10 protein-coding genes are annotated in these 13,600 nt (G+C 70.8%); 5 read left to right on the top strand and 5 right to left on the bottom strand.

What is annotated here, in order from left to right:
- Positions 1 to 9: 9 nt before the first annotated feature.
- Together FVE25_RS30625 and FVE25_RS30630 are read right to left on the bottom strand one after the other, a co-directional pair.
- Positions 10 to 522, bottom strand: coding sequence for a PH domain-containing protein (locus FVE25_RS30625; protein ID WP_157250549.1), 513 nt, complete (start codon positions 520 to 522; stop codon positions 10 to 12).
- 17 nt (positions 523 to 539) lie between these two features.
- Positions 540 to 1,370 (bottom strand): biotin--[acetyl-CoA-carboxylase] ligase, encoded by an 831-nt coding sequence (locus FVE25_RS30630; protein WP_157250550.1) that lies wholly within the window; start codon positions 1,368 to 1,370, stop codon positions 540 to 542.
- A 48-nt stretch (positions 1,371 to 1,418) separates the two neighbouring features.
- On the opposite strand from FVE25_RS30630, the gene FVE25_RS30635 reads away from it, so the two are divergent.
- The 5 genes from FVE25_RS30635 to FVE25_RS30655 all read left to right on the top strand — a co-directional run bounded on the left by FVE25_RS30635 (position 1,419) and on the right by FVE25_RS30655 (position 8,540).
- A complete protein-coding gene (locus tag FVE25_RS30635) occupies positions 1,419 to 3,632 on the top strand; it encodes an FdhF/YdeP family oxidoreductase (RefSeq protein ID WP_157250551.1) in 2,214 nt (737 codons plus the stop codon).
- On the top strand, positions 3,629 to 4,468 hold the full coding sequence (gene fdhD / locus FVE25_RS30640) for a formate dehydrogenase accessory sulfurtransferase FdhD (RefSeq protein WP_157250552.1): 840 nt from the start codon (positions 3,629 to 3,631) through the stop codon (positions 4,466 to 4,468). The genes FVE25_RS30635 and fdhD overlap by 4 nt, the downstream gene beginning before the upstream one ends.
- 117 nt (positions 4,469 to 4,585) lie before the next feature.
- Entirely contained in the window at positions 4,586 to 5,674 is a 1,089-nt protein-coding gene (locus FVE25_RS30645) for an epoxide hydrolase family protein (RefSeq protein WP_157250553.1), read from the top strand.
- 150 nt (positions 5,675 to 5,824) lie between these two features.
- Complete coding sequence (locus tag FVE25_RS30650) at positions 5,825 to 7,255, top strand: MFS transporter (protein ID WP_157250554.1); 1,431 nt, start codon at positions 5,825 to 5,827, stop codon at positions 7,253 to 7,255.
- Positions 7,256 to 7,379: 124 nt separating this feature from the next.
- A complete protein-coding gene (locus tag FVE25_RS30655; protein ID WP_157250555.1) occupies positions 7,380 to 8,540 on the top strand; it encodes a DUF418 domain-containing protein in 1,161 nt (386 codons plus the stop codon).
- Here FVE25_RS30655 and FVE25_RS30660 read toward each other — a convergent pair.
- From FVE25_RS30660 to FVE25_RS30670, 3 genes are all read right to left on the bottom strand, one after another.
- Positions 8,503 to 11,124: a phosphoenolpyruvate carboxylase gene (locus FVE25_RS30660; RefSeq protein ID WP_157250556.1), complete on the bottom strand. Its 2,622-nt coding sequence runs from the start codon at positions 11,122 to 11,124 to the stop codon at positions 8,503 to 8,505. The two genes, FVE25_RS30655 and FVE25_RS30660, sit on opposite strands and share 38 nt — an antisense overlap.
- A 68-nt stretch (positions 11,125 to 11,192) precedes the next feature.
- Positions 11,193 to 12,755 (bottom strand): hypothetical protein, encoded by a 1,563-nt coding sequence (locus FVE25_RS30665; RefSeq protein ID WP_157250557.1) that lies wholly within the window; start codon positions 12,753 to 12,755, stop codon positions 11,193 to 11,195.
- On the bottom strand, positions 12,752 to 13,594 hold the full coding sequence (locus FVE25_RS30670; RefSeq protein ID WP_157250558.1) for an ABC transporter ATP-binding protein: 843 nt from the start codon (positions 13,592 to 13,594) through the stop codon (positions 12,752 to 12,754). Before FVE25_RS30670 ends, FVE25_RS30665 begins: the two co-directional genes overlap by 4 nt.
- Positions 13,595 to 13,600 lie beyond the last annotated feature (6 nt).

Raw genomic sequence — 13,600 nt, forward strand, 5'->3', positions numbered from 1 at the left:
CGGGCGGGCCTACTTGCCGTCGACGTCGCCGTCGGAGACGTCCTCGACGGCGCGGAACAGGTCGGCGCGGACGTCCTGGATCTGCGGGATGTCGCGCAGCGCGAGCTGCCCCTGCTCGCTGGCGGACTCGACGGTGAGCGTGCCGCAGCCCAGGATGCGCTCGGCGAACGACTGGTCGGAGCTGACCGAGTTCACCTTGGTCAGCGGGATCTCGTCCGTCGACTTGTTCAGCACGCCGGTGCTGATCGTGAAGCGGTGGGTGGTCAGGACGTAACCGGTGTTCTTCCACTGCAGATAGGGGACGAACGACCAGATCGTCAGCAGCACCACCGCGATGACGGCGATCGCGATCCTGCCGTAGGCGGCGTACTGCCAGTCACCAGGGACGAACCATATGGCGACCCCGGAGGCGACGACGATGAGCACCAATGCGGCGAAGGGCCCGATCAGCCGCTTCCAGTGCGGGTGAAAGGCCCGGATGCGGCGCTCGCCCTGCGTCAAATGGTGGTCTGGGAGGGTCATGCGGAAATCGTGCCACTCTATGGTGCCGGTCGCACGTGAACGACATCACCTGCGCTCAAGGTTTGTGGCCTGCCCTCGGCCTCGACTTGAAGGTGGCCGTTCTGGTCCACGCCGACGGCGCGGCCCTCCAGCACGCGCTCGCCGGGCAGTTCGATGCGGATGGCGCTGCCGATCGTGGCGCAGGACGCCTGGTAGGCGGCGCGCAGCCCGGCCGCGTCGGCGTCGCCGCCCTCCTCGCTCCATTCGCGGTAGTGGGTTTCGAGCTCGCGCAGGATGGCCCGCAGCAGCGGGTCGCGGTCGGTGCAGGCGGCCTCCTCGATCGCCAGCGAGGTGGCGGTCTCGACGGGCAGTTCGGCCGGCTGGAGCGAGACGTTGAGCCCCATGCCGATGACCACCGCGTCGTCCACCCGCTCGGCCAGGATCCCGGCCAGCTTGCGCTCGCCGACGAGCAGGTCGTTGGGCCACTTCAGGCGCACGTCCACCTCGGCCAGGCGGCGCACCGCCGCGGCGGCGGCCACCCCGAACAGCAGCGGCAGCCAGCCCTGGCGCACCAGCGGCACCGCCGGGCGCAGCAGCACCGAGAACGTCAGCCCGGAGCGCGGTGGCGCGTTCCACACCCGGCCCAGCCTTCCACGCCCGGCGTGCTGGGCCTCGGCCACGAGCACCGCGCCCTGCTCGGCGCCGCCCCGTGCCTCCTGGGCCAGGTCGGCGTTGGTGGAGCCGGTGCCGTCGACGACCGTGATGCCGGTCCACAGGCTGCCGGGCCGTACCAGAGCGCGGTTGAGCGCGCCCTGGGACAGAGGGGGACGTTCGAGGTCGGAGTAACGCGAGTCTGCCACGTGCACCATCTTCCTACGGCCTGGTCGTCGCGTCGGCAGTGAGGGGAGAATGGGGGGATGAGCAAGTTCCTTGACCCGCGCAATTGGGCTTCGTGGCGGCCGTTCGGCATCGGGCTGCGCAAGCCGAACAACTATCTGGAGTTGTGGAAGGCGTTCAAGTCGGTCAAGGGCAATCGGCGGTACGCGTGGCGCATTCTCAACCAGGGCACGTGCGACGGGTGCGCGCTGGGCACCCAGGGGATGCGCGACTGGACGATGGACGAGATCCACCTGTGCAACATCCGGCTGCGGCTGCTGCCGCTCAACACGATGCCGGCGCTGACGTACAAGGCGCTCAAGGACGTCTCCGGCCTGACCGGGAAGAAGAGCGCGGAGCTGCGTGAGCTGGGCCGCCTGCCGTACCCGATGATCAGGCGGGCGGGCGAGCCCGGTTTCACCCGCATCTCGTGGGACGAGGCGCTGGCCGTGGCGGCCGGGCACCTGCGCGCGGCGCGGTTCGGCGTCTACCTGACCAGCCGGGGCGTGCCCAACGAGAACTACTACGCCGCGCAGAAGGCGGTGCGCGCGATGGGCAGCAACAACGTGGACAACGCCGCGCGCATCTGCCACTCGCCCTCGACGGTGGCGCTGAAGCAGACGATCGGGGCGGCGGCCACGACCTGCTCCTACACCGACTGGATCGGCTCCGACCTGATCGTGTTCATCGGCTCGAACCCGTCGAACAACCAGCCGGTGGCGATGAAGTACCTCTACCACGCCAAGAAGGCCGGGACCCGGATCGCGATGGTCAACGCCTATCGCGAGCCGGGCATGGACAAGTACTGGGTGCCGTCGAACGCCGAGTCCGCGGTGTTCGGCACGAAGATCACCGACGAGTTCTTCGGCGTGAACGTGGGCGGTGACATCGGCTTCCTCAACGGCGTGCTCAAGCACCTCATCGAGAAGGGCTGGGTGGACGAGGACTTCGTGCGCTCCCGGACGAAGGGTTTCGACGAGGTACGGCGGGCGGTCGCGGAACAGTCGTGGGAGGCGCTGGAGGCGTTGTCGGGCGCCACGCGGCAGGAGATGCTGCGGCTGGCGGAGCTGCTCGGGCGGGCGCGCTCGGCGGTGCTGGTGTGGTCGATGGGCATCACGCAGCACAGCTACGGCGAGGACAACGTGCGGGCGATCGTCAACCTGGCGCTGGCCCGCGGGTTCGTGGGGCGCGACAACTGCGGGCTGATGCCGATCCGCGGGCACAGCGGGGTGCAGGGCGGGGCGGAGATGGGCGCGTATGCGACCGGGCTGCCCGGCGGTCTGCCGGTCACCCCCGCCAATGCCACGAAATTTACGGAGCTGTGGGGGTTCGAGGTGCCCGGCTCCCCCGGCCTGACCGCGACCGAGATGATCGACGCGGCGCACGCCGGCGAGCTGGACGTGCTGGTCTCCTCCGGCGGCAACTTCCTGGAGGTGCTGCCGGACCCCGCCTACTGCCGCGAGGCGCTGGCGCGGCTGAAGCTGCGGGTGCACATCGACATCGTGCTGTCCTCGCAGATGCTGGTGCCGAGCGCGGGTGACGTCCTGCTGCTGCCCGCGCAGACCCGCTACGAGATGGTGGGCGGGGTCACCGAGACCTCCACCGAGCGCCGGATCATCTTCTCGCCCGAGGTGGAGGGGCCGCGGATCGGCGAGGCGTGGCCGGAGTGGAAGATCTTCACGGAGCTGGCGTCACGGGTTCGGCCGGACATTTCCGGAAAAATCGGCTTTACGGGTACTCCGCAGATCCGTGCGGAGATCGAGCAGGCCGTCCCCTTCTATGAGGGCATCTCCGGCCTGAAGGCTTTCGGGGACAACGTCCAGTACGGCGGGCGGCACCTGTTCTCCGGCGGCAGGTTCCAGACCGAGGACGGCCTGGCCGCCTTCTCCCCGGTCTCGCTGCCCTCGCTGGAGCGCCCCGACGGGGCGTTCATGGTGGCCACGCGGCGGGGCAAGCAGTTCAACAGCATGGTTCACGAGCGGCGCGACGGCTTCAACGGCGCCATGCGCGAGGCGGTGCTCATGAGCGCCTACGACGCCGACCGGCTCGGCCTGCCCGACGGCGCCCCGGTGGAGCTCACCTCGCTCGGCGAGCGCCCGCGCACCTACCAGGGCAAGGTGCTGCGCGCGCCGCTCATGCCCGGCAACCTGCAGATCCACTGGCCGGAGGGCAACGTGCTGCTGGACGAGTCCCGCCGCTCGCCCGACGCCAAGATCCCCGACTACAACGCCCTCGTCACCGTGAAGCAGCTGTGACCGACCGCCCCGGCCCCACGACCCGCGCCCGGATTCGGGAAATTTCCGGATCTGTGGCCCGGGAGCGCCGCGACGACCTGGCCACCGAGGAACCCCTGGAGATCCGCCTGCGCTCCGGCCACGAGCGCAGAACGGCGGCCATCACCATGCGCACCCCCGGCCACGACTTCGAGCTGGCCGCCGGGTTCCTGCACGCCGAGGGCATCGCCGCGCCGGTGGACATCGCCGGAATCGGCTACTGCACCGACGAGGACGTGCTGCCCGAGGCCCGCTACAACGTGGTGACCGTACACCTGAAGGGCCCGATCCCCGACCTGCCCGCGCTGGACCGCCACTTCGTCACCTCCAGCGCGTGCGGCATCTGCGGCTCGGCCAGCCTGGACGCGCTGCGTCACCGCTGCTCCCCCGTCACCCCGCCCGAGCTCGGGCTCACCCAGGAGATCCTGTACGGCCTGCCGGACCGGCTGCGCGCCGCCCAGGGCGTCTTCGGCAAGACCGGCGGCCTGCACGCGGCCGGGCTGTTCACGGCCGGCGGCGAGCTGGTCGCGGTACGCGAGGACGTGGGCCGCCACAACGCCCTGGACAAGCTGGTCGGCTGGGCCGGGCTCCGCGGCGACCTGCCGCTGGCCGACCGGGTCCTCATGGTCAGCGGGCGGGCCAGCTACGAGATCATGCAGAAGGCGCTGGCGGCGGGCATCCCGGTGGTGTGCGCGGTCTCGGCGCCGTCGTCGCTGGCCGTGGACCTGGCCAGGGAGTTCGGCATGACGCTCGTGGGGTTCCTGCGCGGCGAGCGCTGCAACGTCTACGCGGGCCCGGAGCGCATCAAGCTCACCTGACGCCTCCTCGACCACGGTCGCCGGACTTTCCGCGCCCCAAATATGGAATAGAGCATTCCGTTCTGGTAGAGTTCTACTCAGAACGGAACGATCTGCTCCCCGGAGAGGAATCCGCACATGTCCGAGATCCGCCCCTACCGCATCGACGTCCCCCAGGCCGACCTGGACGACCTGAAGGACCGCCTGGCCCGGACCCGCTTCACCGAGGAGCTCCCCGACGCCGGCGAGGAGTACGGCGTGAGCGCCGGCCGGGTGCGCCGCATGGTCGAGCACATGCGTGACGCGTTCGACTGGCGCGCCCTGGAGGCCAGGCTCAACGCCTACCCGCAGTTCACCACCGAGATCGACGGCCAGAACGTGCACTTCTTCCACATCCGCTCCGCCAAGGAGAACGCGCTGCCGCTGATCCTGACCCACGGCTGGCCGGGCACCGCCCTGGAGTACGTCGAGGTGATCGAGCCGCTGTCGCGTGACTTCCACCTCGTCATCCCGTCCGTGCCCGGCTTCGGCTTCTCGGGCCCGACAAAGGAGCGCGGCTGGAACGCCGCCCGCGTCGCCGCCGCCTGGGCCGAGCTGATGAAGCGCCTGGGCTACGACCGCTACGGAGCGCTGGGCAACGACGGCAGCTCGATCGTCACGCCGTACATCGGCAGGCTCGACCCCGAGCACGCGGCGGCCCTGCACGTCACCCAGATCTTCTCCTTCCCCTCCGGCGACCCGGCCGAGTTCGAGGGGCTGAGCGAGGAGGACCTGGGGAGGGTCCGATTCCTGCAGTCGTTCTGGGAGACCATGGGCGCGTTCAACACGATGCAGTCCCAGGCGCCGCAGACCCTCGCCCACGGCCTGGCCGACTCCCCCGCGGGCCTGCTGGGCTGGATGGGGCAGCTCATGGGCGAGGAACTCGGCATCGACTGGGCGGTGAGCAACATCGCCGTCCACTGGCTGTACGGCACGGCCGCCTCCTCGGCCCGCTTCTACTACGAGAACGCCAAGCTGGAGGCGCCGGCCGAGCCGACGACCGTGCCGATCGGGCTGGCGAACTTCGCCAACGACTTCCAGTCGATCCGGCGCTTCGCCGAGCGGGATCACCGCAACATCACCCAGTGGACGTTCTACGACGTCGGCGGGCACTACGCCGCGCACGAGGTGCCCGAGGTGTTCGCCGAGGATGTACGGAATTTCTTCGCCGCGTACAACGCGGAATGAACCTTTCCGCATAGGGCCGTAGCGTCGTCGCTACGGCCCTTTCCCTTTGGGCCGTTTCCCACAAAAGATCTTGAACCCAGATGTGGAATGAAGTATTCCGTTCTGCTAGTGTTGGAACAGAACAAGCCGTTCCGATTCAGGAGGCAAACAATGACCGTCCTCGACACCCGACCGGTGGACACCGTAGCCGCCGCCCCCGAGCAGCCCGCGGTCTACAAGTGGCGCTGGGCGGCCCTGGGCGTGATCATGTCCGGCTCCGTCATGGAGCTGCTCGACGCCACCGTCACCCACATCGCCGGACCCACGATGCGCGCCGGCTTCGGCGCCGGCAACGCCTTCATCCAGTGGCTGGGCGCCGCCTACATCCTGGCCATGACCGCGGGCCTGCTGACCGGCGGACGGCTGGGCGACATCGTCGGCCGCAAGCGGATGTTCCTCATCGGGATGGCCGGTTTCACGGTCGGCTCGCTGCTCTGCGCCGTCTCCGTCAGCCCGGAGATGATCATCATGGCCCGGGTCGTCCAGGGGCTGTTCGGCGCGGCGATGATCCCCCAGGGCATGGGCCTGATGAAGGAGATGTTCCCGCCCAAGGAACTGGCCGGCGCCTTCGGGCTCATGGGCCCGGTCATGGGCCTGTCGGCCATCGGCGGCCCGATCCTGGCCGGCTGGCTGGTCAGCGCCGACCTGTTCGGCACCGGCTGGCGGATGATCTTCCTGATCAACCTGCCGATCGGCCTGGTCGCGATCGTCGCGGCGCTGAAGTTCCTGCCCAACACCCCGCCGATCGGCGGCGTCAAGCTCGACCTGCCCGGCGCCGCCCTCGCCTCCGCCGCCATCGTCCTGATGGTCTTCCCGCTGGTCCAGGGCCAGGAGCACGGCTGGCCGGCCTGGTCGTTCGCGCTGATGGCCGCCTCGGTCGCCACCCTCGTCGCCTTCGTCGCCTACGAGAAGCGCCGCGCCGCCCGCGGTGACGACCCGCTGGTCGCCCCCTCGCTGTTCCGCAAGCCCGCGTTCCTGTCCGGCATGGCCGTCGGCACCGTCTACTTCGCCGCCTTCGGCGGGGTCTTCATGGTCATCGGCCTCTACACCCAGCTCATGCTCCACTACGACCCGCTGAAGGCCGCGCTGACCGGCGTCCCCTCCTCCATCGGCATGATCGCGGGCATGGGCGTCGCCCAGGCCACCCAGCGCTACGGCCGCAAGGTCCTGCTGACCGGCGCCGTCATCATGGCGATCGCGGTGGTCGCCCTGCTGATCGTGGCCGAGCCGGGCGTCACCCCCTGGCAGCTCGCCCCCGCCCTGGTCTTCGTCGGCCTCGGCAGCGGCATGATCATGGGCCCGTACTTCAACATCGTGCTGGCCGCGGTGGACCCCCAGGAGACCGGCTCCGCCTCCGGCACCCTGACCGCTCTGCAGCAGGTGGGCAACGCGCTCGGCCTCGCCGTACTCGGGACGGTGTTCTTCGGCACCGGCAGCGCGGAGATCACCTTCGCGGTGGCGGCCGGGATGATCGTGGTGACCTTCCTGGTCGGCCTCATGCTCCCCAGGCAGGCGCGGCAGGACGCCGAGTACGCGCACTGACCCCGAAACCTCAGCGGAAAGGGCCCGGCACCCGCCGGGCCCTTTCCGCTTTGCAACTTTGGTTGGTGATCCCAGCGCCCTGGGACGGATGTGCGGCCCACGGCCGATCTCTAGCGTCGGACGCATGACCACCACGGCGCCGACGTTAAGGCGCATCCACGAGATCGACGCCGTTCGGGGCTTCGCGCTCGGCGGCATCCTGGTCGCCAACATCGGCTTCTACGCCGAGCCCGGTCTCTCGGCGGCCATCACCAGCATGGAGTTCGGCCGTGACCCGGTGAACCTGACCATCCAGACGCTGGTACTCACCAAGTTCTACGTCATCTTCTCGTTCATGTTCGGCTACTCCTTCACGATGCAGATGCGCTCGTGGGGCGAGAAGGTCAAGCCGCGGATGCTCCGCCGCTGCCTGGGGTTGTTCCTGCTCGGCGTGACCCAGGGCTTCCTTCTCTGGATCGGCGACATCCTCACCCTCTACGCCGCGCTCGGCCTGCTCCTGCTGGCCATGCGCAACATCAGGCCCAGAACCGCGGTGAAGATCGGCTGCTGGATCATCGGCGTCATGACGGTCCTCTGGCTCGTCCTGGCCTGGCTGACCACGCTCGACCCCACCGCCGGCGCGACGGCGGCGCCCGACCTCGCGGTCATCGCGCGGGCCGAGGAGCAGGTCACCGGCAGCCCGCTGAGCTTCCTGCAGTTCCAGGCTGCGACCTACCCGATGCTGGCGGCGTTCGTCTGGTTCGGCCAGGGCCCGATGGCGATGGCGCTGTTCCTGTTCGGCATGGCCGCGGGCAAGTCCCGCCTGCTGGAGGACCGCGAGCGCTGGGCGCACCTCGTGCCGCGCATCCTGGTCGTCGGGTACGGCGTGGGCCTGCCGGGAGCCGTCTTCTTCACCTGGGCCACCGGGCACGACGGCGCGCTGCAACTGGTCGGCACGGCGGTCAACAACATCCTGTCGCTGGCGCTGGCGGCCGCCTACGTCGTCACCCTGCTGGAGGTGGTCAAACGCCTGCCCGCGATCGGCCGGTCGCTGGCCTGGGCCGGCAAGGCCGCCGCGTCCAACTACATCGGGCAGTCGATCCTCATGTGCCTGGTCTTCACCGGGTACGGCCTGGGCCTCGGCGGCAAGCTGGCGCCCATCGCCGTGGTCGGCGTGGCCGCGGCCATCTACACGGTGCTCCTGCTGCTGAGCGCCTGGTGGATGCGCAACCACGCCCACGGCCCCATCGAATGGGGACTGCGCAGGTTCACCCAGTATTCTGCAAACCCGCAGCCACTCCGTTGACCGACAGCAGCAGCAACGTCGACAGCCGCTCGGCCTCCCGCTCCGACACCCCGCCCTTGCGCAGCGCGGCCAGCGCCCGCAACTGCAGGTGCGACAGGGCGTCCACGTAGGGGTCGCGCAGCTGTACGGCCCGCGAGAGCACCTTGCGGTTCTCCAGTAGCCGGGTGTGCCCGGTCACCTGCAGCACCAGCGAGCGGGTCAGGTCGTACTCGGCCAGCACCTGCCCGGCGAAGTCGTCCCGGCCGCCGAGCGCGAGATAGCGCTCGGCGATCGAGCGGTCGGTCTTGGCCAGCGACATCTCCGCGTTGTCGAGCATGGCGTTGAACAACGGCCACTCCTCGTAGGCCGCGCGCAGCTCGTCGATCGAGGCGACGGAGGCCAGGCCGGTGCCCAGGCCGTACCAGCCGGGCAGGTTCACCCGGGTCTGCGCCCAGGCGAAGACCCACGGGATGGCCCGCAGGTCGTCCAGCGACTTGGGGGCGCCGAGCCCGCGCCTGGCCGGGCGGGAGCCGAGCCGCAGGGAGCCGATCTCCTCCAGCGGGGAGACCAGGCCGAACCACTCGGGGAAGCCCGGCGCCTCGGTCAGCGCGCGGTAGGCCCGCTCGGAGGCGGAGGCCACCTGCTCGGCCAGCGCGCGGAACCGCTCGGCGGCCAGGGCGGTCCGGGTTCCGTTCGTGGGCGAGGAGGCCAGCAGCACGGCGTTGGCCACCTGCTCCATGTGCCTGCGGGCGATCGCCACGTGGCCGTACCTGGCGAAGATCACCTCGCCTTGCTCGGTCACCTTGAACCGCCCGGCCACCGACCCCGGAGCCTGGGCGAGCACCGCCCGGTTGGCTGGGCCGCCGCCGCGGCCGAGCGCGCCGCCGCGACCGTGGAACAGGCGCAGCTTCACGTCGTTCTCGCGGGCCCAGGCCGTGAGGCGTTCCTGCGTCTTGTAGAGCTTCAGCGTCGCCGCCGCCGGCCCGAGCTCCTTGGCCGAGTCGGAGTAGCCGAGCATGATCTCCATGCGCCGCCCGGTGCCGGCCAGCCGCACGCGCACCTGGGGGATCTCCAGCATGCCGGTCAGCACGCCGGGGGCGTTGTCGAGGTCTTCGCCGGACTCGAACAACGGCACCACGTCGAGCACCGGCGCCCGCCTGCCCAGCGCCGCCTCGGCCAGCTCGTACACCGCCGCCACGTCGTCGGCCGAGCGGGTGAACGACACGACGTACCTGGAGCAGGCGGTCACGCCGTACCGCTCCTGGATCCAGCCGATCACCCGGATCGTGGACAGCACCTCCTCGGTGCGCGCCGACAGCTCGCCACCGGCCCTGATCTCCTCCAGCGCCGCCGCGTGCACCTGCGAGTGCTGGCGCACCTCCAGCTCGGCCAGGTGGAAGCCGAACGTCTCCACCTGCCAGATGAGATGCTGCAGCTCGCCGTACGCCTGCCGGGCCGCGTGCCGGGCCAGCGACTGCTGGGCCAGCCTGAGGTCGGCCAGCAGTTCCTTCGGCGTGCGGTAGGCGAGGTCGAGGTCGCGCTGGTTGGTGGCGGCGATGCGGGCGGCCACGTACAGCAGCCACTGCCGGTGCGGCTCCTGCGGCGAGCGGGTGGCCAGCTCCGAGACCAGGTCGGGATGGGCGTCCTCGGCGGCGGAGAGCGCCGCGCGCAGCTCCCGCGACGGCGGGGCGAACTGCGCGTTGGCGGTGAGCGTGCGGGCGATGCGCGTGGTGGCCGTCTCCAGCGCGGTCAGCACGTGCTCGGCCTGGATGAGCACCGCCTCGCGGGTGACCTTGGCGGTCACGTTGGGGTTGCCGTCACGGTCGCCGCCGATCCAGCTTCCGTAGCGGATGAACGGCCGCGCCAGCGGCGCCCTGGTGCCGGCGCCCTCGCCGAGCGCGGTATCCAGCGAGCGGTAGACCTGCGGCACCACCCGGAACAACGTCTCGTCGAAGGCGGCCATCGCGGTGCGCACCTCGTCGAGGGGGTCAAGCTTGGTGTTGCGCAGCTGCGCCGTACGCCAGAGGAGGTCGATCTCCTCCAGCAGCCGCCGCAGGCTCTCCTCGCGCTCGGAGGCGCCGCGCCCGGGCGCCTTGTACTCGGCCAGCCGGGAGCTGACGCGCTGGATCGCGGTGACGACCGCCCGCCTGCGCGCCTCGGTCGGGTGCGCGGTCAGCACCGGGTGCAGCTCGAGGCCCTCGACGAGCTCCCGCACGCGCTCGGCGCCGAGCTCGTGTACGGCATGCGCCAGGGACTCCTTGAGCACCTCGCCCTCGGTGTCGCGCTCCCGGAGCGTCCTGATGCGGTAGTGCTCCTCGGCGAGGTTGGCCAGGTGGAAGTAACAGGTGAAGGCGCGGGCGATCTGCACCGCCCGGTCGATCTCCCACTCGGCGACCATCGCGGCGATCTCGTCGGCCGAGACCTCTCCCCTGCGCGCGGCGATCACGGCCTTGCGCAGCCGCTCGACGTCGGCAAGAAGATCCTTGCCGCCCTGCTCGGCGACCACGTCACCGAGCAGTCTGCCGAGCAGTTTCACGTCTCGGCGGAGCTCGTCCGGCATCTCGACGACAGCGGCGCTGCGGCGTTCAACTGCCTGGTCAGTCATGCTCCGAAGGGTACAGAGTGCCGGTGAACAGCTGGCGACCGGTCTCACTTATTGGACTAGACCACTGTTCACGTGGGCTTTGACACCGCGTCCAGCACCTCGGGCATGCGCGCGTGGCCCACGCGGGCGGCCAGCCGGGTGCCGAAGTACTCCACCGCCACGCCGTACGGCAGCGCCAGGACGCTCACCCACGGCAGGCCGAGCAGCACCGGCAGCACCAGCGGCAGGCCCAGCCCGACGATGCCGATCATCGCGCCGAACGAGGCGGCGAACGCCTGCCCGCCCTGGCCGGGGGCGGCGCCGGTGAAGGCGTTGAGGCGGTCGGGCACCGTGTACGGCAGGAGCACGCTGGTCATGGCGCCCACGCCTACGCCGATGCCGTACACGCCCCAGGAGGTCAGGGCGGCGGGCAGGATCGCCGACGGCACGCCGGTGAACAGGGCCACGGCCGTGACCATGAGCAGCAGCAGGGGCAGCGCGACCAGGGCGCCGGCCAGGTGGCGGCCGGTCAGGTCGATGCGCAGGCCGCGTTCGTCGCCGAAGGCCACCGCGTTCATCCACAGGGAGCGGCCGTCGATGCCGAAGGCGTTGCACGACTGCAGCGCCAGCATCATCGCGCCCAGGCAGGCCGGGCCGAGCACGGTGGGCAGGCTGCCCTGAAGGTTCTGGCCGGTCGTGGAGAAGGCGATCGCCCCGGTGACCACGATCGAGGCGAACCAGCCCACGCGGAAGCGCGGGTCGCGCCTGATGTACTTCAGCTCCTTGGTGACCACGGCCGCCAGCGGGCCGTCGGGCAGGAAGCGGTCGACGAGGCCGCTGGAGCGGCGGACCGAAGCCGCCTGGGTGGAGGCGTCGGTGGTCACCAGCGCCCGGCCGAGCGCCTTGATCCACAGCCAGCCGATCGCCACGACGATCACCGCCAGCACCAGGACCTCGGCGAGGGCGACCGGGCCGCCGTCGGCGATGGCGTGGGCGGCCAGGCCGGGCGGGGTCCATCGCAGCACCTCGGCCGAGCCGCGGATGAGCGCCAGCGGGTCGCCGAGCCCCTGGTTGGCGATGAGGTTGGGCAGCTGGAACAGCAGGATCGCGAAGATCGCCGCGACGGCCAGCGCGTCACGGCCCCGTCGCGAGCGCAGCGCGCCGGACAGCGCGGTGGTGACCAGGCGGGAGGTGACCAGGCACAGGGCGAACTGCAGGCAGACGGCGACGACGCCGATGAGCACGCCGCCGATCCCGCTCGCCACGCCGACCAGGGCGCCCGTGGTGACCACGAGGGTGGCGGCGGGCCACACGCCGGTGGCCGAGGCGGCGAACATGCCGACGGCGAGCTGGTGGGTGCGCAGCGGGAAGAGCGAGAGCCTGGCCGGGTCGAGCGTGTCGTCCAGGCCGAAGGCGAGCAGCGGGACGACGGCCCAGCCGATCCAGTACGCGGCGAAGGCGAGCACGGCCAGGTCGAGGGCGAGGTCCGGGGCGGCCAGCCGGAGCAGGCTCATGAGCAGGAAGCCCAGGCCGGCCACGGAGACGGCGGCGATGAGGGTGAAGACGAAGCCGAACTTGCGGGCCAGGTCGCCGCGCAGGTTGCCGGCGACCAGGCGCAGCTTGAGCCGCGCGAACAGGAGGGCGGTGCTCACCGCTCGCCTCCCGGCTGGGCGGTGCTGCCGGAGGCGCCGGAGCCGCCGGCTCCGCCGGCGCCGGCGGAGCCGTTGGCGCCGTTGGCGCCCAGCCAGCTCAGGCCGGCCTCGCCCGTGTGCCTGGGGCCGCCGACGAGGTCGAGGAAAGCCTGGTTGAGGCTGCGTTCCCCGCGTACCTCGGCCAGCGGGCCCTGGGCCACGATGTGCCCGGCGCTCATCACCGACACCCAGTCGCACAGCCGTTCGACCAGGTCCATCACGTGGCTGGAGAAGATGACGGTGGAGCCGGAGGCGGTGAAGCGGCGCAGCACGTCGGTCAGGGTGTCGGCGCTGACCGGGTCGACGCCCTCGAACGGCTCGTCCAGGAAGAGCACGGACGGGTTGTGCAGCAGCGCGGCGGCCAGGCCGATCTTCTTGCGCATGCCGGTGGAGTAGTCGACGACGAGCTTGTCGGCGGCCTGGCCCAGGTCCATGACCGCGAGCAGTTCCCCGGCGCGCTGCTCGACCTCGGCCGCGGGGATGCCGCGCAGGCGGCCGTTGTAGAGGAGCAGTTCACGCCCGGACAGCCGCTCGAACAGGCGCAGCCCTTCGGGCAGCACGCCCACCCTGGCCTTGACCTGGACCGGGTCGCGCCACACGTCGAGTCCGTCGATCGCGGCCCGGCCGCCGTCCGGCCGGAGCAGACCGGTGATCATGCTGAGGGTCGTGGTCTTGCCGGCGCCGTTCGGGCCGACCAGCCCGGCGAAACTCCCGGACGGGACGACGAGGTCGACGCCCGCGACCGCGATCTGCTGGCCGTACCTCTTGAAGAGCCCCTGCGTGCGAACCGCCTCCGTCATGGAACC

Source organism: Nonomuraea typhae, assembly GCF_009760925.1.
GTDB lineage: Bacteria > Actinomycetota > Actinomycetes > Streptosporangiales > Streptosporangiaceae > Nonomuraea > Nonomuraea typhae.

Coding starts and splice junctions, on each gene's coding strand:
- FVE25_RS30625 (WP_157250549.1), bottom strand. CDS start 522: ATGACCCTCCCAGACCACCATTTGACGCAGGGCGAGCGCCGCATCCGG.
- FVE25_RS30630 (WP_157250550.1), bottom strand. CDS start 1,370: ATGGTGCACGTGGCAGACTCGCGTTACTCCGACCTCGAACGTCCCCCT.
- FVE25_RS30635 (WP_157250551.1), top strand. CDS start 1,419: ATGAGCAAGTTCCTTGACCCGCGCAATTGGGCTTCGTGGCGGCCGTTC.
- FVE25_RS30645 (WP_157250553.1), top strand. CDS start 4,586: ATGTCCGAGATCCGCCCCTACCGCATCGACGTCCCCCAGGCCGACCTG.
- FVE25_RS30650 (WP_157250554.1), top strand. CDS start 5,825: ATGACCGTCCTCGACACCCGACCGGTGGACACCGTAGCCGCCGCCCCC.
- FVE25_RS30655 (WP_157250555.1), top strand. CDS start 7,380: ATGACCACCACGGCGCCGACGTTAAGGCGCATCCACGAGATCGACGCC.
- FVE25_RS30660 (WP_157250556.1), bottom strand. CDS start 11,124: ATGACTGACCAGGCAGTTGAACGCCGCAGCGCCGCTGTCGTCGAGATG.
- FVE25_RS30670 (WP_157250558.1), bottom strand. CDS start 13,594: ATGACGGAGGCGGTTCGCACGCAGGGGCTCTTCAAGAGGTACGGCCAG.